At 49.4% G+C, this 23,758-nt stretch carries 23 protein-coding genes and 1 riboswitch; of the genes, 15 read left to right on the plus strand and 8 right to left on the minus strand.

Annotated elements, in window-relative coordinates; all coding sequences use genetic code 11:
- Positions 1-57: 57 nt before the first annotated feature.
- On the minus strand, positions 58-1,224 hold the full coding sequence (locus KB186_RS18620) for an MFS transporter (protein ID WP_232774140.1): 1,167 nt from the start codon (positions 1,222-1,224) through the stop codon (positions 58-60).
- Positions 1,225-1,381: 157 nt separating this feature from the next.
- On the opposite strand from KB186_RS18620, the gene KB186_RS18625 reads away from it, so the two are divergent.
- Positions 1,382-1,822, plus strand: coding sequence for an Lrp/AsnC family transcriptional regulator (locus KB186_RS18625; protein ID WP_232774141.1), 441 nt, complete (start codon positions 1,382-1,384; stop codon positions 1,820-1,822).
- Positions 1,823-1,903: 81 nt separating this feature from the next.
- Here the strand turns inward: KB186_RS18625 and KB186_RS18630 are convergent, their stop codons facing one another.
- The 6 genes from KB186_RS18630 to KB186_RS18655 all read right to left on the minus strand — a co-directional run bounded on the left by KB186_RS18630 (position 1,904) and on the right by KB186_RS18655 (position 6,927).
- Entirely contained in the window at positions 1,904-2,935 is a 1,032-nt protein-coding gene (locus KB186_RS18630) for a cytochrome d ubiquinol oxidase subunit II (protein ID WP_173611814.1), read from the minus strand.
- Positions 2,932-4,266: a cytochrome ubiquinol oxidase subunit I gene (locus KB186_RS18635; protein ID WP_255688881.1), complete on the minus strand. Its 1,335-nt coding sequence runs from the start codon at positions 4,264-4,266 to the stop codon at positions 2,932-2,934. Before KB186_RS18635 ends, KB186_RS18630 begins: the two co-directional genes overlap by 4 nt.
- 163 nt (positions 4,267-4,429) lie before the next feature.
- Positions 4,430-5,203, minus strand: coding sequence for a pirin family protein (locus KB186_RS18640; protein ID WP_232774142.1), 774 nt, complete (start codon positions 5,201-5,203; stop codon positions 4,430-4,432).
- Positions 5,204-5,257: 54 nt separating this feature from the next.
- Positions 5,258-5,644: a DoxX family protein gene (locus KB186_RS18645; protein WP_232774143.1), complete on the minus strand. Its 387-nt coding sequence runs from the start codon at positions 5,642-5,644 to the stop codon at positions 5,258-5,260.
- Between the two features lie 75 nt (positions 5,645-5,719).
- Positions 5,720-6,346, minus strand: a complete 627-nt coding sequence (locus tag KB186_RS18650) for an FMN-dependent NADH-azoreductase (RefSeq protein WP_173606188.1) — start codon at positions 6,344-6,346, stop codon at positions 5,720-5,722.
- Positions 6,347-6,480: 134 nt separating this feature from the next.
- The gene (locus KB186_RS18655) at positions 6,481-6,927 is read right to left on the minus strand and encodes a MarR family winged helix-turn-helix transcriptional regulator (protein ID WP_012684120.1); all 447 of its coding nucleotides are present in this window, start codon (positions 6,925-6,927) and stop codon (positions 6,481-6,483) included.
- 188 nt (positions 6,928-7,115) lie between these two features.
- On the opposite strand from KB186_RS18655, the gene KB186_RS18660 reads away from it, so the two are divergent.
- A complete protein-coding gene (locus tag KB186_RS18660) occupies positions 7,116-8,216 on the plus strand; it encodes a carbohydrate kinase (RefSeq protein WP_173611818.1) in 1,101 nt (366 codons plus the stop codon).
- 3 nt (positions 8,217-8,219) lie between these two features.
- Positions 8,220-9,146, plus strand: coding sequence for a pseudouridine-5'-phosphate glycosidase (locus tag KB186_RS18665; RefSeq protein ID WP_232774144.1), 927 nt, complete (start codon positions 8,220-8,222; stop codon positions 9,144-9,146).
- A 77-nt stretch (positions 9,147-9,223) separates the two neighbouring features.
- Here the strand turns inward: KB186_RS18665 and KB186_RS18670 are convergent, their stop codons facing one another.
- The gene (locus tag KB186_RS18670) at positions 9,224-10,135 is read right to left on the minus strand and encodes a VanZ family protein (RefSeq protein WP_232774145.1); all 912 of its coding nucleotides are present in this window, start codon (positions 10,133-10,135) and stop codon (positions 9,224-9,226) included.
- Between the two features lie 247 nt (positions 10,136-10,382).
- Here KB186_RS18670 and KB186_RS18675 point away from each other — a divergent pair, with 247 nt between their 5' ends.
- From KB186_RS18675 to KB186_RS18730, 12 genes are all read left to right on the plus strand, one after another.
- Entirely contained in the window at positions 10,383-12,803 is a 2,421-nt protein-coding gene (locus KB186_RS18675) for a heavy metal translocating P-type ATPase (protein ID WP_232774146.1), read from the plus strand.
- Positions 12,804-12,867: 64 nt separating this feature from the next.
- On the plus strand, positions 12,868-13,068 hold the full coding sequence (locus KB186_RS18680; RefSeq protein ID WP_173611821.1) for a cation transporter: 201 nt from the start codon (positions 12,868-12,870) through the stop codon (positions 13,066-13,068).
- Positions 13,069-13,315: 247 nt separating this feature from the next.
- Positions 13,316-14,137 (plus strand): PHP domain-containing protein, encoded by an 822-nt coding sequence (locus KB186_RS18685; RefSeq protein ID WP_232774147.1) that lies wholly within the window; start codon positions 13,316-13,318, stop codon positions 14,135-14,137.
- The gene (locus tag KB186_RS18690) at positions 14,113-14,895 is read left to right on the plus strand and encodes a sugar phosphate isomerase/epimerase family protein (RefSeq protein WP_221866687.1); all 783 of its coding nucleotides are present in this window, start codon (positions 14,113-14,115) and stop codon (positions 14,893-14,895) included. The genes KB186_RS18685 and KB186_RS18690 overlap by 25 nt, the downstream gene beginning before the upstream one ends.
- 15 nt (positions 14,896-14,910) lie before the next feature.
- Positions 14,911-15,690, plus strand: coding sequence for a 5'/3'-nucleotidase SurE (gene surE / locus KB186_RS18695; RefSeq protein ID WP_137031257.1), 780 nt, complete (start codon positions 14,911-14,913; stop codon positions 15,688-15,690).
- A 37-nt stretch (positions 15,691-15,727) separates the two neighbouring features.
- Entirely contained in the window at positions 15,728-16,804 is a 1,077-nt protein-coding gene (locus KB186_RS18700) for an ABC transporter substrate-binding protein (protein ID WP_229087898.1), read from the plus strand.
- On the plus strand, positions 16,794-18,536 hold the full coding sequence (locus KB186_RS18705; RefSeq protein ID WP_229087899.1) for an ABC transporter permease: 1,743 nt from the start codon (positions 16,794-16,796) through the stop codon (positions 18,534-18,536). Before KB186_RS18700 ends, KB186_RS18705 begins: the two co-directional genes overlap by 11 nt.
- Positions 18,533-19,588 (plus strand): ABC transporter ATP-binding protein, encoded by a 1,056-nt coding sequence (locus KB186_RS18710; protein WP_221866686.1) that lies wholly within the window; start codon positions 18,533-18,535, stop codon positions 19,586-19,588. The genes KB186_RS18705 and KB186_RS18710 overlap by 4 nt, the downstream gene beginning before the upstream one ends.
- Before the next feature lie 170 nt (positions 19,589-19,758).
- A riboswitch (cyclic di-AMP (ydaO/yuaA leader) is annotated at positions 19,759-19,905 on the plus strand.
- A 392-nt stretch (positions 19,906-20,297) separates the two neighbouring features.
- Positions 20,298-21,524: a quaternary amine ABC transporter ATP-binding protein gene (locus KB186_RS18715; protein ID WP_221866685.1), complete on the plus strand. Its 1,227-nt coding sequence runs from the start codon at positions 20,298-20,300 to the stop codon at positions 21,522-21,524.
- Positions 21,508-22,347, plus strand: a complete 840-nt coding sequence (locus tag KB186_RS18720) for an ABC transporter permease (protein ID WP_221866684.1) — start codon at positions 21,508-21,510, stop codon at positions 22,345-22,347. Before KB186_RS18715 ends, KB186_RS18720 begins: the two co-directional genes overlap by 17 nt.
- Complete coding sequence (locus KB186_RS18725; protein WP_232774148.1) at positions 22,344-23,279, plus strand: glycine betaine ABC transporter substrate-binding protein; 936 nt, start codon at positions 22,344-22,346, stop codon at positions 23,277-23,279. Before KB186_RS18720 ends, KB186_RS18725 begins: the two co-directional genes overlap by 4 nt.
- Positions 23,280-23,298: 19 nt before the next feature.
- Positions 23,299-23,709, plus strand: coding sequence for a hypothetical protein (locus tag KB186_RS18730; RefSeq protein WP_173611829.1), 411 nt, complete (start codon positions 23,299-23,301; stop codon positions 23,707-23,709).
- The last annotated feature ends 49 nt before the right edge of the window (positions 23,710-23,758 follow it).

Raw genomic sequence — 23,758 nt, forward strand, 5'->3', positions numbered from 1 at the left:
GCTCGGGCGTTAAAGCCTTGGCGGGTTTTTCTCGTCTCCAATGCAATGTTTACGTTTTTACGCTTGCAAGCTTTCCTGCCTTTTTTCCTGAGCAAATGAAGCCCATGCAAAGCCAAAGCCGACGAGGACGAGCAGACCGCCGACCCAGCTGATGTGAGCAATACCTACATGGTCTACGATCCCCCCACCGAGACCTGCACCTAGCGCCAGTCCAAGCTGAAAAACCGAGGTGTTCATGCTGAGGGCCACCTGCGAAGAGTGAGGGGACAGCGTGATCAAATAATACTGCTGGGCTGGAACGGTGGTTTGCACGGCAGCGACCCAGAACATAACGGTGATGATTGCCCCCATGAACAGTTGCGAAGACAGCGGCAGCATCAGCAGGATGACTGCGTGAAGAAGCAAGCTGACATACAGCGTAAGGCGAATCCCCCATTTGTCGGTGGAGACGCCTCCGATCCGCGAGCCAGCCACACTAGCGAGGCCTGCCAAGAAAAGCGTGGTGCTTACCCAAGCAGTCGTCATGGCGGAAGTGCTCTGTAGAAGCGGAGTAATGTAGGTATAGACGGTGGAATACCCTGTGACAAAGAACAAAGAGATAAATAGCGCATGAATCACCCGTTTGTTGCGGAGTGCGGCCAACTGTTTGCGTAGCGGGACAGCCTCTTCCCCCTGCTGCTTCGGCAAATAGGCCAAGATAGCGAAGAAGGGAACGAGTGTCAGGACGGCAATGAGCGCGAAAACAGGGCGCCATCCCCAGATGTCTCCCAGCATGGTGCCAAGTGGAACCCCAAGCACGAGCGAGAGGCTGAAGCCCATGAGGATGATCGCGATGGAGCTGCCTTTTTTCTCTGGGGAGGCCATATTGGCTGCTTGCGAGAGAGCTACCACGGTGTAGATGCCTCCACAAAGCCCCAGCAGAATGCGGGATACCATCAACAGCGAGAAGCTCGGGCTTATGGATGCGAGCAGGTTTGCGGCTATGAATGAAAACAGCGTCCAAAGGATGAGCTTTTTGCGTTCTACTCCGGCGGTGAGCGCGATCAAGACCGGAGCTCCAAAGGCAAAGGCAAGGGAAAAGGCGGTCACTAACTGACCAGCGAGAGAGAGGGAGACATGGGTGTCATCTGCGATCATGCCGATGATTCCAGTTACGATTGATTCAGCTGTGCCAATCATGAATTCTCCCAAGGCCAGCAATAGGATTAAAAATTTTTTAGACAAGGTGGTTCACTCCTCAAGCTAACAAAATTGACGTAGTGACATTTTACGAAACGATTTCTATAATTTACATACATGAACCAAGGTGTTTGTGATGAATGGCTTTCTATATACAAGTTAATTGGCAGGAAACGCTTATGGATTTGAAAGGATGATCTGCGTGGACCAAATCGATTACAAAATCATGAGCTTGTTGCACGAAAATTCGCGGATACCATTCGCGGAGCTGGGGAGAATCATCGGGATGACGCAGCCTGCCGTGAAGGAGCGGGTCCGTCGTCTCGAGGAGCAGGGAATCATTACGGGCTACCGCGCGTCGATCTCTCAGGAAAAACTCGGTAAGCACACGACTGCTTTTGTCATGTTCCGCACCAAGCAATGTGCGGCGTTCATCGATTTCTGCAAGCAATCGCCGGAAGTGACAGACATGTACCGGATCAGTGGGGAGTATAACTACATGCTGAAAGTGGTAACAAGGTCGACGGAGGAATTGGTTGCCTTCTCGGAACGCACTGGGGATTTCGGCTTCTCCTATACATTGATCGTGCTAACGGCGCCGTTTGAGCAAAAAATGATGCTGGAGGAAGAGAAAATCTTCTGATCGTGCTTCTGACTGAACAAAAAAAAAGGGGCTCCGCCATATCAGGGCGAAGCCTCTTTCCTTTTGCGTATCGCGAAAATGCTATTTTTGCCGTACATACTGCTCGTCCCTCATAAACAGACGCCAGAAATAAATAAAACCGGGTACGAGAATCGCAAAGCCGACCAAGTAACAAATGAACAGAGCGTGGAACGTATCCGGGTGTGTAAAGCTGGACTCAATCGTCACATGGGGATAGACGATGTAGGGGAGGCGTGCTGCACCGTAGGCATAGCTGGCGAGCAGATATTGCGTTGTGGCGACAATGACCGCAATCCGCGGAAGATGGATGCCGAAGTATCGACGGTCTTGAGGCAGCAAAAGAGCGATATAACTAATGAAAAAACAGACCGCCGATGCAATAAGCCACGGCAAATAATCGAGAATGCGATCATATAGCCATTTTGCCTCTATCTGCATCGTCAGCACGGTAACCAATGCCGCTAGCAGCGTAATCGGCCCCAGAAGCACCGCATCCCGGCGGTAGACGGCGAAGGCTTGCTTTTCACCTGCGACGAAGGAATAGTCCGCGAGAAGCAGCGACGAGAGGTAGAGTGTGCTGCTGACGGCAAGACCAATAAAAGAATAGACGTGCGGGCTGGTCAAAAAGAGTCCCCAATCGAGAGACTCCACACCATTGACCGTTCGAGCCAGCCCGCCCTGTGTCACAGGAAGTACGCTAATTAACAGAGCTGGCACCAATATCCCGGTAACGCCTGAGACGATGCTGAGCATCTTGTCATACCTGTAAATCAGATGAGAAAACACCATGAACGTACTGCGAATCAACATCAATAACACCACGAGACATCCGGGAACAAGCAGCAGGCTTGCCAATGTGTAGGTCGCGCCAGGGAAAAAGGTAACGAGCGCGACTACAATTAACACGATAAAGACATTCACGACCTCCCAGGAGGGCGAGAGGTAGCGATTGGCGATTTGGGTGGCTTTGGTTTTTTCCCGATTCAAATAGATCATCGACCAAAAACCAGCACCGAAGTCGAAGGAGGCTGCGACGGAATAGATGACGACGAAAATCCAGAGCAGCGTAATGGCAATAATCGTGTCGGTCATGCCGTTCCTCCGTCCACTTTCGGCTGTTCTGGCGGATCGAGCTGTAAGGGATGGCGGCCAAAATAGCTGCGGAATACGAGCAGGGTGACGATCGCGAAAAATACGTACACCGAGAGAAAAATCCAAAATAGAGTAGAAATGCCTGCTGCTTGGGTAGCAGCGTCAACTGTTTTCATCACGCGATACACCACCCATGGCTGGCGTCCTGTGCAGGCAAAAATCCAGCCGAATTCGATGCCTAGCAAGGCGAGCGGTCCACTCGCGACAAAGATCCAGAGAACCCAACGGGGAAACTGAGATCGTTTTAGGAGCTTCTTCCAAGCGAAGCCGATGAAACCTACAAAGATCAACAAGCTACCGATGATGACCATCCCGTTAAATAACGTATGGATGTAGAGTGGAGGCCACAGCTCCTTTGGAAAGTCGTCCAGACCGACTACGACCTCGTCAAAGCGATTGGCTGCAAGGAAGCTGAGCGCCCATGGAATCTCGATGGCGTATTTGACTTCTTTTGTCTCGGGATCGGTAAAGCCGCCAATCGCGAGTGGGGCATATGCTTGTGTTTCAAACAGTCCTTCCGCAGCGGCCAGCTTTTCCGGCTGGTATTTATGCAAAAGCTGCGCGGATTCATGCCCGTTCAAGGCAGTTAATAGGGAAAAGGTGCCTCCCACGATTAAACCGGCCAAGAGTGCTTTTTGATGATACAAATAAACCCGACTGCCTTTTTCAGCGCGCAGCATTTTCCACGCTGCTACACCAGCGACGATGAATGCCCCCGTCATATAAGCAGAGACAGTTACATGACCTGCCGTCACGAAAAAGCTGGGATTAAAAAAAGCTTTCCAAGGGTCCACGTCGACGATTTGCCCATCGACCATCCGAAAGCCAGTTGGCGTGCCTTCAAAGGCGTGGACATTCGTAATCAGGATCGCGGACGCCGTCGCACCAAGCAAAACCATGAACAAGCTCAACAAACGCATGTTGCGGGATAAGCGGTGAGCCGCGTAAACGTAGATGGACATAAATAAGGCTTCCACGAAGAAAGCGAATATTTCGATCTGAAAAGGTAGCGAGATCACCTTGCCGACAATCTCCATGAATCCAGGCCATAATAGGGAAAGCTGGACTCCAGCAATCGTACCAGAGGGGATCGCGACGCCTAATAAGATCGCCTGGGCTTTTGTCCAGCGTTTGGCCATCATCTCGTAATCTCGGTCACGCGTCCGCCAAAAGAGGAGCTCCACCAGCAAGATCATGAGCGGGAGACCAACACCCATGGTCGCAAAAATAATGTGAAAGGCCATAGTCGTCCCGAATATGGCTCTGGTCATCACGATATCTTCCACGTTCAACTTCCTTTCTGATCGGCACCAAAAATTGTTAACGATTTCCTCGTTAATGTCCCATGAGGAGGCGGAGTTTATACGAAAAAGACCGTCACAAAAATGTGACGGTCGGGCTTGATGATAGGATAAGGACGTTTAGAAGAGTAGATTATTTACGATAGAGTGGATAATCAACCTCAGTTGGTATTTGAATCAACACCAGGCGGAGTGGAGCATCCGTTGAGGCTGTGTAGATGGCTGTGCTGCTTTCCGCGGAGGAGAGAACGACAAAGTCACCTTTGGTTGCCGGGGTGTGGTTCTCGCTGACAGTTGCTTTCTCTGCAACGCTTCCGTTCCCTTCCACTATGACGACTGCGTGAGCATAACCAGCCGGGAGTTCTTTTTCATACGACTTTCCAGCGGGAATCGTGATATCGCTCATCAAGGAATCCGTGACCAACTGAATGGGAGCAGACGATCCGATGATGTGTTTTACTTGGACACCATCGACATCCTCAGACGGAAACTCCTCATGATCATACTGATTGTAAGTAGGCGGTTGCTTCGTTGTCTGCGCAAGATGCGGTTCAAACCAGATTTGAAACATTTCTGTATCCTTGCCGAGCTCTTCTGCATGGTACGCGCCTGAACCGGTTTGCATGATCTGCGCGCCGCCTGTCGACACCTCTTGAAGATTTCCGAGCGTGTCCCGATGTCCGACTGTCCCTGTGAGGACATACGACAAAATTTCAAAGCCGGAGTGAGGATGCAGCGGAATTTCAAATGTCTTCAGCGATTTTGCCCATGCCCAGTAAAAAAGCGGTCCTACCCGTTTGACAACGGAGCCTTCATGAGGGAAGCCAATTGGTTTATTCTCTACGATTTCACCGTCGCCAAAATGTCCTTTTGCTTGCTCGTTCTGTGTGTAGACGCGGATTTCCATCTGATGTTCCTCCCTTAGTACGATTGCTGGCTTACGGGGTGTGAGGAGTTGCCATTAAAACAAAATGTATGCGCCTGGACCGATCAACGCTACCCCAATAACGACTGCGATTAATGTCAGGTTGTATTCGAATCCGTTTTGTGTGACCCAATATCCATTTTGACCGTGTACCTTCAGAATGGCAACCAGCATTGTGAAAGCAAGCAGAATAGCACTTGGCCAGATACCTACGCCTGTGGCAAACATGAGACCGCCAACGAGTTCAGACAATCCAGCGACAAAAGCCATTGCTACGCCAGGTTTCACTCCGATAGACTCCAGCCAGCCGCCTGTTCCTTTCAAACCATAACCGCCAAACCAGCCAAACAGCTTCTGTGCACCATGACCTGCAAACGTCAAACCAATGACCAAACGAATCAACAACAATCCAGTATCCAACACTTTTCATCTCTCCTTAATTACTTTTAATTAGTATATCTTTATTTTAAGATATTTGTCCAAAAAGGCTGGCGGGCCTTAGAAGGATTCCGCCAGTTTTACTGCTTTTTCTACACCAGCTGCAACGAGCTCAGCTGCTTTGTCTTGGAATTGGTTGTGACCTTCTACGATCACTTCGGTTACATTGCTAACGCCCCAGAAGCCGAGGATCGTGCGAACGTATTTGTTTGCCATTTCCATCTGAGCCATAGGCCCTTCGGAATAAACGCCACCGCGTGCGCTCAACAGAGCTACTTTTTTGTCGCCCATCAGACCAACTGGACCTTCAGCTGTGTACTTGAATGTTTTACCTGCTTGGGAGAGGTAATCCATGTACGAGTGCAGAACAGCAGGAACAGTGAAGTTCCACATTGGGAAAGCAAATACGATTTTGTCTGCTGCTGTAAACTGGTTCAGGTATTTGTTAACCAAGTCAGCACGTTTTTGCTCATCAGCAGACAGCTCGATGCCGTTTCCTGCTTTCCACATAGCAGTCAGCATGTCGTTACCGTAATAAGGGAGGTTTTCAGCAAACAGATCCAACTCAACGATTTCGTCGTTTGGGTGTGTTTCTTTGTATGCTTTCGTGAAAGCTTCGTACAGCTTTACACTTGTAGCCTGCTCAACTGGGCGATCGTTTGCTTTAATAAAAAGTACTTTACTCATGAAAATTTCATTCCCCTTCCGTTTAGTAAGTCGCTAACTTTTAATGTGTAAATCTTGATTTTAAGATTATTACGTATCAGATCTTTTGTCAACACTTTTTTAAAACGATTGTGGTGAAGAGAGGGGCTGCTCATCTAATAAGTAGCTTGAGCAGTGCGGCCCAATTTTTTTAGCAGTTCGATTGCTTGACGTTGTTCTTCTGGTGTGAGACCTTCCATCGCTTTCTCAATAGCGAGTTGATGAGGAGGGAAGATTTCAGACAAAAATTGATGCCCTTTTTCAGTGAGTTCCGCAAAAATGACGCGGCGGTCTGCTGAACAGGGCTTGCGAATGAGCAGTTGCTTCTTTTCGAGTTTGTCCACAACGTATGTGATGTTTCCGCTGGAGATCAATATTTTTTCGCCAATTTGCTGCAATGGTTGAGGACCTTTATGAAATAATACCTCTAGTACGCCGAATTCAGTTGGATTAAGTCCATGCTCGCGAATGTGACGATTGGAGTGAGCGGTAACCCAGTTGTATGACCTTGATAAAACGACAAAAAGATCGAGGGGATCATTTCGAAGTGGTTTGTCAGACATAATGGACCCTCCTTTACATCGAAATTTCGATATCTTTAATTTAAGATAATCCTACATGATCGTGTTCCTGTTTGTCAAATTAAGATAAAAATAAAATGAAAAACACGCCTGTACAAACAGTTGTCTTAGTGATAAACTTTTGTTTGTAAACGAGCTGTGAAAGCGTAACAAAAGAAAGGAGGATGACCGTGGAAAAAGACATGCAGATCCTTCATCATATCCGGCAAAATCCTTTTATCACGCAGCAGGAGCTGGCTGATCTGATTGGAATCTCACGTTCAGCGGTAGCTGGCTACATCGCACAGTTGACCAAACGCGGGGAAATCAAGGGACGGGCTTATGTACTTCGTGATGAAGGAATGATTGCTTGTATCGGTGGGGCCAACCTGGACCGCAAAGCACGCGGCAAGCAACAGGTGCGTCTACATTCATCCAATCCCGTAACGATTATGGAATCGTGTGGAGGGGTGGCACGGAATATCGCGGAGAACCTCGGTCGTCTTGGCTGCAATACGTCCCTCATTACGAGCGTTGGTGAGGACAAAGAAGGCGAATGGCTCTTGCAGGAGACGAAAAAGCACGGGGTGCACATCAGCCAGGTGTGGAGACTTCCTACACAGCGGACGGGAACGTATACGGCGCTTCTCGATATTGATGGCGAGATGGTTGTTTCCCTGGCGAACATGGATATTTACGATGCTCTCACACCGGAGATGTTTGCGGAGAAATGGTCGCATATTGCAGCAGCCCACGTGGTTTTCATCGATACAAACATTCCGGCGGACTGCTTGGCCTACATCATCGAACGCTGCCGGGAGGAAAACATCCTGCTCTTCGTTGACCCGGTCTCATCCATTAAAGCAAAGAAGCTCCCACAGCAATTGGACGGAGTAGAAGCGATTTTGCCGAATCGCGAAGAAGCCGAGCTGATGGCTGGCATGAAGATCACGACGATCGAAGAATGCGCCGAGGCTTGCCGCAAGATCAGGGAACGAGGCGTCAAGCACGTCATTGTGACCTTGGGCGAAGAAGGCATTTACTATCAATCCGAGGACGTTGAGGAGCATATGCTTCCATATCCAACAGAAGTAGTAGATGTAACGGGTGCGGGAGATGCGTTCGCGTCGGGACTACTGTATGGCATTGTAAACGGAGAGTCTTTCCAGAGAGCGTGCCGTCTTGGATTGGCAGCATCCGCTCTGACATTGCAAACAGAGCAGTCCGTATCTCCTCTATTAAAAGCAGAACAATTGGAAATGGCCGTAGAACAATTCGAAAAGGAGCGATAAGAGATGAAACAATATTTGACCTTTACTGAGGAAGTACGCCACGCATTGGAGAACAACCTGCCGGTAGTTGCACTGGAGACGACGATTATTTCGCACGGTATGCCATATCCGCAAAACATCGAAATGGCAAAAGAAGTAGAGCAAATCATTCGCGACAACGGTGCTGTACCAGCTACGATCGGGATCATGGACGGCAAAATCAAAATCGGTTTGTCTGACAGCGAGCTGGAGGAGTTTGCAACGAATAAAAACGTAGCAAAAGTAAGTCGCCGGGACTTCGCTTACATTTTGGCTAGCGGTAAAATCGGTGCGACTACAGTAGCCGCTACCATGATCGCAGCTGAGATGGCTGGCATCCACATGTTTGCAACTGGTGGTATCGGCGGGGTACACCGTGAAGGCGAAATCACTTGGGACGTATCTGCTGACCTGACTGAGTTGGCTCAAACAGATGTAGCTGTAGTATGCGCGGGTGCGAAATCGATCCTCGATATCGGCCGCACACTCGAATATTTGGAAACACAAGGTGTACCAGTTGTGGGCTACCGTACGGATGAATTCCCATCCTTCTTCGCTCGCGAAAGCGGATTTGGTGTAGACATGCGTATCGATACACCAGAAGAAGTCGGTAAGATGATGAATACCAAATGGGATCTGGGACTCAAAGGCGGTATGATTATCGCAAACCCAGTACCAGAATCCGATGCACTCAACCACCAGGAAATCGAGGCTGTGATCCAAAAAGCACTTGCAGAAGCAAAAGAAAACAACATTGCAGGTAAACAGGTAACGCCATTCATGCTCGATAAAGTGAAAAAGCTGACAGAAGGCAAGAGCTTGGCAACAAACATCGCGCTGGTGAAACACAATGCTGAAGTAGCTGCAAAAATCGCGGTAGCTTATCAGAAAGAAGCGAATCACGGTAAATAAGAGAGATTGAACAACAAAATAGTCAAAGAAAAACGAGCCGCTAGAATCGCTTCTAGGGCTCGTTTCGTTTATTTTACTCACTCCCACCAATGCTGCATTCCACGGACTCCAACATCCCACATCTTAGCGTTTCCGGAAACGATAATGGTAATTTCGTTTACCTCGTTAAAAGGCAACTCCCTTAAAGCCTCTGCCTCTTGATAGGATTGTTCGTTTAACTGAGATATTTCTTGTCCATCTACGATGATTTTGGCTTCACCCGTTGAGTCTCCGTTGTCGGGAATGCCGAAATAGAAAGAAAGCCAGACATTTTCTTTGTTCCCCAGAATATAGGTGTATGTTTTGGTTGGTTCACCTTCACTGCTATACACGTTCATTTTCGGTTCTATTCGCTCACCTGCTACGGTGAAGCTTGGGAGGTTCTCCGTCATAGGTGTAGTTCCTGTCATTTCTTTCATAACCGTTAATGATTGGACAGGGCCTTCTCTTTTTTTGAGGATTTCAGAGACTACCATGACTCCAAATATAAGTACAACAATCGTTAGAGCCGAAGCAATGAGCTTTTTATAAGAAATATTTGAAGAAAATCCTACTCGATAGGCAACATAGCCAATGGCTGCACCTAATGTATTGGATATCACATCATTGATATCAAAGCTGCCAAGATACGTTAAAGCCTGAATCGTTTCTAAAACGAGAATCGCTATGACAAACAAGGATATGAACTTCCCAAATCTGACACGATACAACAGGGGAAATAATATTCCAAAAGGGATAAAAGCAGCAACGTTTCCGAAATCAACAATCCAGGAATAAGTTAGTTCCGGAAATTTAAGTGGTACTCCTTCTGGGACAAGGATAAAGGTATATCCTTCTACACTAGTTGCACCGTCGAGCCTGTTAAACGCAAAGAACATAAAAAATAAAATTAAAATCGTATAGCAGATGGTGCCAACTAAGATGACTTTCCGTGATTTCGTTTCCATCATTTCAATCTCCTTAAAGCAATTGTTTCTGAATGATTTAACTCTCAATAAATACGTAAGTGATTAGTTGTTAGTCACATCCTTCATTTCTCCCGGTATTTTCAGCACGTAACGCCCATTTAGAAAAAAAATGAAAAAAGCACTTGATATACCCTGAGGGGGTATTGTATAGTAAAGGTGTGATCAGGAAACAACGTTAGGGAAACGATACGATAAAATATACCCCGCTAGGGTATTCGGAGGGATTATAATGAGTGCCAAAACAGCAGAGGCAACAGTCGCAATTTCAGGGATGACTTGCGCAGCTTGTGCACTGCGCATCGAAAAGGGCTTGGGAAAAATGGAGGGAGTGGAGACCGCCAACGTCAATCTGGCTTTGGAAAAATCCACAGTCGTGTTCGATCCAACGAAAACGAACATCGAGGACATCCGCTCCAAAATCGAATCGCTCGGCTATGGCGTCGTCACTGACAAGGTGGAGCTAAACATCTCGGGAATGACATGTGCGGCTTGCTCCACACGGATCGAAAAAGGCTTGAACAAAACAGCCGGGGTTCTGAAGGCAAACGTGAACCTGGCGATGGAAACCGCCACTGTTGAGTACGATTCCTCACAGGTAAGTGTGACGGACATTATTCAAAAGGTAGAAAAGCTAGGGTATCAGGCCACTCGCAAGGAAGAAGGAAAAGAAGAAGAGAAAGTAGATCGTCGCCAGGAAGAAATCAAACGGCAGACCCGCAAGTTCTGGATTTCCGCGATTCTTTCGCTCCCGCTGCTCTGGTCGATGGTGAGCCACTTTTCCTTCACCTCATTTATCTGGCTGCCTGAAATCTTGATGAATCCGTGGGTACAGCTCGCATTGGCAACACCCGTACAATTCATCATCGGAGCACAGTTTTACGTGGGAGCTTTCAAAGCCCTTCGCAACAAGAGTGCCAACATGGATGTGCTGGTGGCTCTCGGTACCTCGGCTGCTTATTTCTACAGTTTATGGGTCGCGATCAACTCCATCGGTGCTCATGGTGGCCACATGCTGGAGCTGTACTTTGAGACCAGTGCGGTACTGATCACGTTGATCGTTTTGGGTAAACTGTTTGAGATGAAAGCAAAGGGGCGCTCTTCGGAAGCGATCCGCAAGCTGATGGGCTTGCAAGCAAAAACAGCCGTAGTCGTACGGGATGGCGCCGAAATGACCATTCCTGTAGAAGAAGTAAGACTGGGCGACGTCGTTCACGTGAAGCCGGGCGACAAAGTACCTGTAGATGGCATCGTCATGGAAGGACAGTCCGCAGTTGATGAGTCCATGCTGACTGGTGAAAGTATTCCGGTGGATAAAGCCGCAGGCGATACCGTCATCGGCGCTACCTTGAACAAAAACGGTTTCTTGAAGGTCCAGGCAACCAAAGTAGGAAAAGAAACGGCACTGGCGCAAATCATTAAAGTAGTGGAAGAAGCACAAGGAACAAAAGCACCGATTCAGCGTGTAGCTGACAGCATCTCCGGGATTTTTGTCCCAATCGTAGTAGGGATTGCTATTCTTACTTTCTTGATCTGGTACTTCTTCGTTATACCTGGCAACTTCGGTGAGGCTTTGGAAAAAGCAATTGCCGTACTCGTAATCGCTTGCCCATGCGCCCTCGGTTTGGCAACACCGACCTCGATCATGGCGGGCTCTGGACGCGCAGCTGAGCTGGGCATCCTGTTCAAAGGCGGGGAGCATCTGGAGACGGCTCACCACCTGGATACGATCGTCCTCGATAAAACAGGAACCGTAACCAAAGGCGAGCCAGAACTGACAGACGTCATCGCCATTGATATCGAAGAGCAAGAGCTGCTCTCTTTGGTTGGTGCCGCTGAGAAAAACTCTGAGCACCCATTGGCTCAAGCTATCGTTCGTGGTATTGCGGATAAAGGAATCACTCTGTCGGATACAGGTTCATTTGAAGCTATTCCTGGTTTTGGTATCCGGGCAACCGTCGCTGGCAAAGAAGTACTCGTCGGTACCCGCCGCTTGCTGGAAAAACATCAAATCTCGTACCATGCAGTGTCTGATACCATGCTGGCACTGGAGCGCTCCGGTAAAACGGCGATGCTCGCAGTCGTCGAAGGCAAGCTCGCTGGCCTGATTGCCGTAGCGGATACGATCAAACCAACCTCCAAGCAAGCTGTTCAACGCATGAAAGCAATGGGATTGACTGTGATTATGATGACTGGTGACAACCGTCAAACTGCCGAGGCCATTGCCCGCGAAGCAGGAATCGATCACGTCATCGCAGAAGTCCTGCCTGAAGGCAAAGCCGCAGAAGTGAAAAAACTGCAAGAACAAGGCAAAAAAGTCGCGATGGTCGGCGATGGTATCAACGATGCTCCTGCACTCGCTACCGCTGACGTCGGTATGGCAATCGGCACAGGTACAGATGTGGCTATGGAAGCAGCCGATATTACCCTGATGCGCGGCGAACTGACTAGTGTCGCAGACGCCATCGAGATGAGTAAGCTCACCATCCGCAACATCAAGCAAAACCTGTTCTGGGCATTGGCCTACAACACCTTGGGCATTCCAATTGCCGCAATCGGCTTACTTGCTCCATGGCTTGCCGGTGCCGCAATGGCCTTCAGCTCCGTATCCGTCGTACTCAACGCTCTGAGACTACAACGAGTGAAGCTGTAACAACAGTAACAAGCGGCTTCGTCCGCCTTACCTATACAACATAAAATGCAAGGAGAGATTGATCATGACAAATATCACATTGAACGTAGAAGGTATGTCTTGCAACAAATGCGTAGCGCGCATTGAGAACACATTGAAAGATCTGGGTGCAGAAGGCAAAGTAAACCTGGCTGAAAAAAAGGTTGAGGTTTCCTATAACGAGAGTAACTTGACTCTGGATACAGTAAAAGAAGCAATCGAAGACCAAGGCTACGACGTCGTTTAATCATCGTGCCTATCCAAAAGCTCCTGCCTGATTGAGGCGAGAGCTTTTTTCTTTTTTGTAAAGAATTCGTAAATCGTTAATCAAACGTACATATTTCAACGGATGAACGAAACAAAATCGCATGAACACCTGATTTTACTTTTATCAAACCTTGTTAGGTGCTTTATATGGCCTTAAAAAAGGGGATTTAGAATGAAATCAAACAGAGAACACAGCAATGTCTGATAGTGAAACAGGAGGAATGGTCATGCTGGATTTGCATATGCACACGACTGCTTCTGACGGAAAGCTGTCACCTCGGGAATTACTCATAGAGGCCAAAGAGCGTGGTGTGAATTATTTAGCTATTACCGACCATGATACCGTGGATGGTTATCTGCTTGCCCGTGAGGATGCCGAACAGCTCGGCATACAGCTTATACCGGGAATTGAGTGGAATACAGACGGATCGGAGGACGAACTACATATTTTGGGGTACGGCTTAGATATATCCGATGCTCGTTTGCTTCATGTCATGGAAAGACGGCAACGGGAGCGTATCGAGTGGATCAATGAGATAGTTGTGGGCTGCAATCGACAGGGGCTGTCCATTTCTATGGAAGAGTGCATGGCACGGGCGAACGGCGGAGTGATGGTTCGCACGCATGTTGCCGAGGTCATTGCCGACCGGGGCTACTGCTCAACTCCCCAGTCTGCCTTTGAGACGTATTTGCGCAAAGGGTGTGCCGCTTACGTGCCCCGTCCTATCTTTTCTGCACGGGAAGCAATTGAAATTACCCATGAAGCGGGCGGAATTGCTGTACTGGCTCATCCTGGCATCTACCCTTTTGAGGTTCAGCTTGATGCGTTGCTTGAATACGGAATCGACGGCATTGAGGTATATTATCCGAGACATTCTGCAGCAAAGATGGCTTTTTGGGAGAGACAAGCCAAAGCCCATCATCTCATCCGTTCGGGAGGAAGCGACTTTCACGGTCATCGCTCACGCAACCCATATCCGGTCGGTAGCGTGCCAATCCCGGCAGAGGTAAAGGAGTGGTGGAAATGCTGTATGTTTCATCAACACTGATGTGGGCTTACCCGGTAGAGGCGGCTGTCTTGATTGCACGTCAATACGGATTTGCGGGTATGGAGGTATGGGCGGAGCACGTCTGGTGTTACCAAAGTGACCCGAAAGAAATCCAACAGGCGGCAAAACGAGCGGGAATGAAGCTGACCTTGCATGCAGCTAGCTGGGATTTAAATTTGTGTTCGCTGAATCATGGCATTCGCAAGCAATCCATTGAAGAAGTGAAGCGTTCCTTGACGCTAGCAAGTGAAATCGGAGCCAAAAGTGTAACCATCCATCCGGGACGAGTGACGCTGTCTCCCAGAAACCGAAGCTGGCATGAGCCGATTCTGATTGAGAGCGTGAATGAGCTGGCGTACGAAGCAAGGAAAAAAGACTGTATGTTGTCTATCGAGCACATTGAGCCTCTGCCGAAGGAAATGATCGTGACACCGCAAGATATGAATCAACTGAGAATGGCATTGGAATACCCGACGACAACCACGTTTGATATTGCTCATGTTCCTCTTTCCTGTTCCTTGTCGCAATTTTACAGCGAGCTAGAGGGGATCGATAAAATTCATGTGAGCGACGCTACGGCAACCAAGCTGCATGTGCCATTAGGAACAGGAGAGATTGATTTGCCAGGCATTTGGCCGTTGTTGTTTGAAGAAAAGAGACCCGTTGTTGTAGAAGGCTTCGATGATGCGAGGAGCTTGTCTCAGCTTAAGCAAAACATGGTTTATTTACGGCAAGAGGATTGTGTTTCATTTGGATAGGAGGTCCGTATTATTTTGAATATTCTCGTAACCAATGACGATGGAATTTTTTCAAGTGGAGTGCTTTGTCTGGCACAGGCACTTCAGCCCTTTGGCAATGTATCCATTGTCTGCCCGGATCAAGAACGTAGTGCGATCAGCCATGCCATTACGTTGAAATCGCCAGTCAAAGCAAACAAAGTAAACTTTTTTGAAACCTCGCTGGAAGCATGGGCCGTCAATGGCACACCGGCTGACTGCGTCAAGATGGCGATTGAGGTCATTCTCAAGGAAAAGCCAGATGTAATTGTATCTGGAATCAACCGTGGACCGAATCTGGGACGGGATGTCTTTTATTCAGGTACGATCTCAGCAGCGATTGAGGGGGCGATGTACCAGATTCCTTCCATCGCTATATCTCTCGCTACGCTGAAGCCAAACCCGAATTTTTCAATCGTCGAGCCGCTTGCCTACGAAATATTTGAAACCCTGCTCAGACACAAGCTCAGTCCCGAAACGGTTCTGAACATCAATCTCCCGTATTTGTCCAGGGAAATGGTAAAAGGAGTAGCAGTCACGCCGCTGGCAATGGATGTTCTGCGCTATCAATATGTGGGCTTGAACGATCCACAAGGGTATATGTGCTACTGGCTCTCCGACCACTTGAGTGAGCTTCACTTTGAGGACGAGGAGTCCGATTATTACAAGCTTCGCGACGGTTATATCACTATTACTCCTTTGCAATTAAACATGACGAATACTGCCATGAAGGCAAAAATCGGCAAATGGTTTCAAGGCGCGAAGCAAAGCACTTAGCTGTTAACCACTCATGATTTTTAGGAGGAATGAACAATTGAAACGTGTTCTTAGCCCAAAATGGACCCTTTCTTTATTCGCAGCCGTTGCTGTCTTCGGACTGGCAGCCTGCGGTTCCCAGCCTTCTTCCACATCACCAACCCCGGCGGCGAACACTGAAGCGACATCTGAGTCTGCCCCTGCCCCAGCCAAAATCGCAGGGTCGCTGAGCTTTTATACCTCCCAGCCAGATGCAGACGCGCAAGCATTGATCGAGGGTTTTTCGAAAAATTATCCGGAGGTAAAAGTAGAGCTGTTCCGATCCGGTACAGAGGAAGTGATGAGTCGCTTGCAGGCGGAGGCACAAGCTGGGCAGGTAAAAGCAGATGTGCTTTTGGTTGCGGATGCACCGACCTTTGCTAGCCTGAAAAAACAGGATTTGCTCATGCCGTATGCTTCGCCCGAGGCTAAGGACATTCCGGCGGAGTGGAAGGATGCAGAGGGCGCCTATACGGGAACCAAAGTGATGGCAACCGTTCTTGCAGTCAACAGCAGCAAGGTTGCCGCTCTTCCGGACAGTTGGAAGGTTCTGACCAGTCCGGAAGCCTCGAACAAAACGATTATGCCAAGTCCACTCTACTCTGGAGCAGCAGCCTATAACATAGGCGTACTTACTCGGCAGGCTGATTTTGGTTGGGACTACATAGCTGGACTCAAAGCAAACCAGATGACAGTCACTAAAGGCAATGGTGCCGTATTGAAAAGCGTCGCAGGCGGCGAGAAGGAATATGGGATGGTTGTGGATTACCTCGTAGCTCGGGCGAAAAAAGACGGCTCTCCAGTCGAGCTCATCTATCCAAACGAGGGTGTTCCTGTCATAACCGAACCAATCGGGATCATGAAAGCAACGAAAAATGCAGAGGCAGCAAAAGCGTTTGTCGATTATGTGCTCTCGGAAGAAGGACAGCAGCTTGCAAGCAGTCTCGGGTACACTCCGATCAGAAAAGGCATCGCTGCTCCGGAAGGGCTACGCGCTCAAGACCAGATCAAGGTGCTTTCTGCGAATACAGATGAACTTGAAGCGAACAGAGAGGCGGACAAAAAGAAATTTGGAGAGATGATGGGTGCAAAGTAACTGGCAAGCAGCAGTGTCCGAGCGCAAGATGGGGGAACGGCGAAAAATAGCCGTGCCCCTGTCGTTGGAAAAGGCGGCCACATGGATCGTGCTGGTGCCGGTCGCCTTCTTTTTTATGTATCCGTTGTGGAAGTTGATCGCTCTTAGTGTGCAAACAGAAGCAGGGATCGGTCTTCGATACTTTGCGGATGTGATCACACATGAACGCACGTGGAACGCTATCGGTCACAGCGTTACGGCGGCAGGAGCTTCTACGCTCATCGCGTTAGTCATTGGCGTGTCGTTGGCTTGGTTATGCGCCTATACAGACATACGCTGGAAGTCTGCCATTCATGTACTTGCCCTGTTGCCATTGCTGATTCCCTCGTACGTGATGACCTTGGCCTGGACACAACTGGCAGGTCCGCAAGGGGTATTGAACCGGGCAGCGAGCTGGCTTTATGGTGGGCCTTTGGAGCTGTGGGACGTCTATGGCTTGGACGGGATCATTGTTGTAATGGGTCTAACGCATTATCCGTTGGTCTACATGCTCACGCTGTCCGTTCTGTATCGGATTCCCAAAGAACTGGAATGGGCGGCTCATTCTTCAGGGGCTACGGCTACGACCGTATTTCGCAAGGTGACACTCCCACTCGCCTTACCGGGAATTGCAGGAGGCGGACTGCTTGCTTTTATTTCCGGACTCGATAATTTTGGTGTCCCTGCGTTTCTCGGGATCCCGGAAAATATCCCTTTATTGAGTACGTTGATTTATGAGGAGGTCATCGGATTTGGACCGAGCGCTTTTGCGAGGGCATCTGTCTTGTCTATTTTGCTTGGCGTGATAGCATTGGCGGGAACAGGAGTACAGTGGCTCTTTTTGCGTAAAAGCCGGGTGGACCAGACCAGTGCCGAGGACAAATCGATTCGCCGTCACTTGGAAAGATATCGACGGGGTGTGGAGGTTCTTGTTGGACTCTTTTTGTTGGTGACGAGTGTGCTTCCTCTCTTGTCCATGGCAGCGAACGCTTTCATCAAGGCGTATGGGTTGCCTTTTGTTCCGCAAAATCTGACATGGAAGCATTTTGCGTTTGTATTGTTTGACCATGTTGGAACGAGAGCGGCCATCGGCAATAGCCTGATGCTGGCCTGCTTGACTGGCGTCTTGTGCGTGGTGGCTGGAACATGGTTCGCTTACTGGCGCATCCATCGGCCTTCCTTTATGGGAAAAGTAATGGAAGGGGCTGTCGCTTTGCCGTATGCTTTGCCCGGTATGGTGCTTGGTCTGGCGATGATTTTAACGTGGATCGAGCCGATTCCCAGCTGGCAGCCAGGAATATATGGAACGGTTTGGCTCATTTTGATTGCGTATGTGACTCGCTTTTTGATCTTGCAAGTAAAAAGCAGTACGGTCTCCATTATGCAGGTGGGCAAGGAAGTAGAAGAAGCAGCACGGATCAACGGTGGTCGATTTTGGACGAGGTGGTCCCGGATATTGCTCCCGCTCTATGCACCGGGAATGGCAACAGGCTTGTTTCTAGTGTTCCTGACAGCATTTACTGAATTGACAATATCATCGCTTCTGTGGTCATCCGGTTCGGAAACGATCGGTGTCGTTATTTTTAGCTTTGAGCAGGCGGGATCAACGACTCATAGCACGGCCCTTTCTTCGTTGATCGTAGTGGCCATCCTGCTGGCTTTGACAATGGGCGGTTTATGGAAACGATATTGGCAACGGAGGATACAGGGATGAACAGTGCAAGAGTGAAGGGCGTTTCCAAAAAATTCGGAGATGTGACGGTGCTCCACCATCTGGATCTACAAATTGGACAAGGGGAATTCGTTGCTTTGCTCGGGCCGAGCGGCTGCGGAAAAACGACACTGCTTAGGCTATTGGCGGGTTTTGAATCGCCTACCAGCGGAGAAATCTGGATCAATCAAGAGTGCGTAGCGGACCAGGCAAGAAGAAAGCCGCCAGAGGAGCGGCGGATTGGTATGGTGTTTCAGTCATTCGCACTTTGGCCGCATTTGACTGTCTATGAGAATGTCGTGTTTCCGTTGCAACATCAAAAGCACGTGCCTGCCGCTTACAAAGATAATCCAAAGGTACGGGTGGCACAAATGCTGGAGATGGTCGGTCTTGGAGGAATGGAAGAGAGATTTCCCAATCAGCTCTCTGGTGGACAAAAGCAGCGCGTTGCTCTGGCGCGGGCCATCGTGTTTAACCCTACGCTGCTTCTGATGGACGAGCCATTGAGCAGTCTCGATGCAGAGCTGCGTATGCAAATGCGCAAGGAAATCCAATTTATTCACCGCGAGCTGGGGACTTCCATCGTCTACGTCACACACGATCAGTCAGAGGCACTGGCTATGGCGGATCAGATCGTCGTAATGAAAGGAGGCAGGGTGGAACAAGCAGGTAGCCCGCAGGATATATACTATTCGCCCCAATCGCCTTTTGTCGCCAAGTTTGTGGGACGGGCTAACTTCTTAAAAGGAAACTGGGCTTGCCCCAATACCTTTCTGTTGGAGAGGCAAGGAGAGCCAGCGGTACCGATTGCTGTTTCCCGCGACTTTTCTTCCTTTCACGCTCAGCAAATATTGCCGGTTCGTCCCGATCAGTTGAAGCTCGCAGCGTGGCAGCAAGGAATGGAAGGCGTTATCGGAAAGGTATCTCATGTGCAATTTCAGGGGCGAGAACTGCTTTATTCCATCCGGGTCGGGGAGGATGACTGGGAGGTTGTCACGGACATCAGTCAGCGCTTTTCCTATGAGGAGCGTGTATGCGTAGAGGTTTGTGTATAAAAAGGGAAAGATAGCCAAGTGATTCTTCAATTGGATGAGCATGAACCATCTAAATCAATGCGACTCATTAAGAAAGGCGCTATTCTGTTTGATTCAACGAAAATGAACGTTCACAATAACTGGAAGCGAGCGTATAATCAAAGTCACAATCACGATCAAATAAGCAACAAAACACAATACGGCCTAGTTCCGATATTCTCGGAAGCGGGGGAACCAATCTTTTGGGGTTAATCCTGAGTGATCAGGAGGGATGAGGAAATGTCTTCTCTGCCATCCTACCCGTCAGCTAACCTCGTCGGCCAAAGCAGGGAAGGTCATGAATGGATAAAGTCTAGGCATATAATGCGCAACAAGGGGATTCCTTGCGGGCGTGTGATAGGTCGATACAGGCTTTTTCTTTGGGACCTTTGTTCTGGAGAAAAAGAATGGATCGGCCTATTTTTTATGGAAATACCGACGAGCAGCTTACGCCGATACAACGTGAAGGGAATGGTGTGGATCGCTGAGAGGCAGTCGGTACGACATAAACCGCTGACAATCGAAATCAGGAAGACAGAGTACAGGGAGTCCTGAAAATGGACGCCAGGTATTACGTAAGCCTGCGGATTTTCAACACGAGTAAACTCAAGCGTGCCTGCTTGGTTTTGCTGGAGTGTCGAAACTTCGCGGGCTTTTTACATTTACGAAAAAACGAAGGATGAGGGATATCATGTCCAAAATGAAAGTCCACCAACTCACAAAAGTGTTCGGCAAGCAGCCCGAACTGGCCTTGAAGCTGCTGGCGGAAGGACGGACAAAAGAACAAATTTACAAGCAAACTGGCCAGTCCATCGGTGTCAATCAGGTCAGCTTTGAAGTCGAGGAAGGTGAAATCTTTGTCATTATGGGCCTGTCAGGCAGCGGCAAGTCCACCTTAATCCGACTGTGTAATCGACTGATTGACCCAACGAGCGGAAGCATCGAGATCGATGGGGAAGAGATCGTGGACATGAAGGCAGCAGCTTTGCGTGAGGTGCGGAGGAAGAAGCTCGGGATGGTTTTTCAAAATTTCGCCCTGTTTCCGCAGCGGTCGGTACGAGAAAACGTGGAGTTTGGTTTGGAGATTCAGCAAGTACCGCCAGGACTCCGGCAAGAAAGAGCACGGGAAGCACTTGCGCTCGTTGGATTAACCGAGTGGGAAAATGCGCACCCGGATCAATTGAGCGGAGGGATGCGCCAGCGGGTCGGTCTGGCGCGGGCGTTGGCTAATAATCCAGATATTCTCTTGATGGACGAAGCGTTCAGTGCACTGGACCCACTCATTCGAAAAGATATGCAGGATGAGCTGCTGGAGCTCCAGATGACGATGAAAAAGACGATCCTGTTCATTACACATGACTTGCATGAGGCGTTGCGACTGGGCGATCGGATTGCCTTTATGAAAGACGGGCAGATCATTCAGATCGGCCGCCCGGAAGAAATTATGGCAGACCCAGCGGATGAATTCGTGCGGAAGTTCGTGGAGGATGCCGACCTGTCCAGGGTGCTCGTTGCTGAAAATGTGATGAAACGGGCAGAAGCAATCACGCCTGACAAAGGGGCCCGAGTGGCGCTGCAACTCATGATGGATAATGGCGTGTCCAGCTTGTACGTCGTGGACAAAAAGCGCACACTGCTTGGCTTGATTACGGCGTATGACGTATCACTTGCGATTGGTACGGGAGATTCGCTGGAGGCAATCATGAAAACCGACCTCCCTACCGTTTCGCCTGACGCACGTCTGCACAGCTTGTTCCCGATGATGGCAGACCTGCACGTCCCGATTGCGGTAGTGGGCGACCAGCAGCGATTATTGGGTGTCATCGTAAAAGGAGCGGTGCTAGGCGGGCTGGTAGGCAAAGTCAATGTACAAGAGCATCAGAGAGCAGAGGTGATGAGTGATGGACGTCGTGCCTAAGCTACCGATTGGCAGTTGGATGGAAGGGTTCGTGGAGGTGCTGGGCCAGTACAAAGGGGTATTGTTTGATCCGGTGGCTATCGTCATTTCCACGATGGTGACTTACTGTTCTACGGTTTTGGCAGAGATACCTTCGCTGATTCTCATCTTGTTGCTGGGGGCCGCTGCGTGGGTTTTTGCAGGGAGAGCGTCCATGGTCTTTACGGTTGTTGGACTTTCTCTCATCCACAACTTGGGGTACTGGGATGAAACGATGGAGACATTGGGACTCGTCCTCACTGCTACCATGATTTCGATCGTCATCGGGATTCCGGTGGGCATTCTTTGCGCGAGACACGATACGTTTCGCAATCTGGTTACGCCAGTACTGGATTTGATGCAGACGATGCCCGCGTTCGTTTATTTGATTCCCGCGATCTTTTTCTTCGGTTTGGGCGAGGTGCCGGGAGTTATTGCCTCCGTTATTTTTGCTTTGCCGCCAATCGTGCGTCTCACGAACTTAGGCATACGTCAGGTCCCAGCGGAAATGGAGGAAGCGGCGGACGCCTTTGGCGCAACTGGGTGGCAAAAGCTCGTGAAAGTACAACTGCCATACGCGAAATCGACGATCTTGGCGGGAGTCAATCAGTGCATCATGCTCGCCCTGTCGATGGTGGTCATAGCGGCTATGATCGGGGCGAAAGGCTTGGGTGCAGACGTATATCGCGCCGTATCGCAAGTGGATATAGGAAGAGGATTCGAGGCGGGGCTATCCATCGTGATCATCGCTATCGTCTTGGATCGACTTACCCAACATGCAGGAAAAAAGGAGAGAAATACATGATGAACAAAATGATTCCAGCTATATTGGCAGTCATGATGGGAGCGACAGCTTGGCTCGCAGGATGCTCTAGTCAAAACACAAACACACAAATACCGACAGCAACGGTGGTCGGTCCGATTCCTTCTGAGACGTCGGACAACGCGCTAGGAGAAAAGCTCGACTACAAAATCATCGGAATCGACGCAGGAGCAGGCTCGATGGTAAAGACAGAGGAAGTCATGAACCTGTATGGCTTGGATAAATGGCAGCTTGTCGAAGGCTCAGATGCCGCTATGACAGCAGCTTTGATCAAGGCGTACGAAGCGAAGGAACCAATTATCATAACGGGCTGGACGCCGCACTGGATGTTTAAAAAGATGGATTTGAAATACTTGGCGGACCCAAAGAACGGCTTTGGCGGAGCGGAACAAATCCATACCATCGTGCGCAAAGGGCTGAAAGAGGATCAGCCTGCTGCCTATCAATTTCTGGATAAGTTCTGGTGGGAGCCAGCCGATATGGAGTCGGTCATGGTTCAAATGATTGACGGAAAAGATCCGGAAGTGGCCGCTGCGGAATGGATAAAAAACAATGAAGTCAAAGTAGCGAAATGGGTGGAGGGCATACAGCCTGTCCAAAAAGAGAAGCTGACTCTCGCTTATGTAGCATGGGATTCCGAGATTGCCAGCTCGCACGTCGTAGAGCATGTGCTTGAGCAGAAGCTGGGGTATGAAGTCGAGTTGAGTCAGGTGCAGACTGGACCGATGTGGGCAGGTGTGGCCATTGGGGATGTAGATGGGATGGTTGCGGCGTGGCTGCCGTCTACAGATACGAGCTATTTGAAAAAATTCGGTGGGCAAATCGAGGATTTGGGTCCGAATCTCGACGGAACCAAAATCGGACTCGTGGTTCCTTCGTACATGAACATCTCGTCCATTGAGGATCTCCAATAAGGGAAGGGGAGGTGCTGCTATGAAGCATTATCTCGTATTAGGCAAGGGGGAAGCTTTCACTTCTTTTGTCCAGACACTATGCTGTGACAGTTTGCCTGCGTTTTGGGGAAGGAATCCAGGTGCCTTTTCATTGAAAGCGGGGTCTGGAGATAAGACGATTCAGCGTTTTTTGCCCATCTCATTTGACGAGTGCTACCGCGATCAGGAATCCTTGCTGATATACCAATCCGTCTACATCTTTCCCGATGAGTGGGCGGAGGGACGCGACTTCGTTACACTGTTCAAGCAGCTGGGCACCTGCCGGATTTTTGTGATGACGCAGGAGCATCGGAACGCGATGTTATACAAGGCGCTCGGGGCGAATCACGTCATCGTGAGTCAGCCCGGGTATAAAGGCTACGGCTGGTTGGCCGAACAGATGAGTGGCTAAGAGAGAAATAGAAAAGGCTCCGCCTGCAAATGAGGCGGAGCCTTGTTTT

It is taken from the genome of Brevibacillus sp. AF8, assembly GCF_021270385.1.
Lineage (GTDB): Bacteria > Bacillota > Bacilli > Brevibacillales > Brevibacillaceae > Brevibacillus.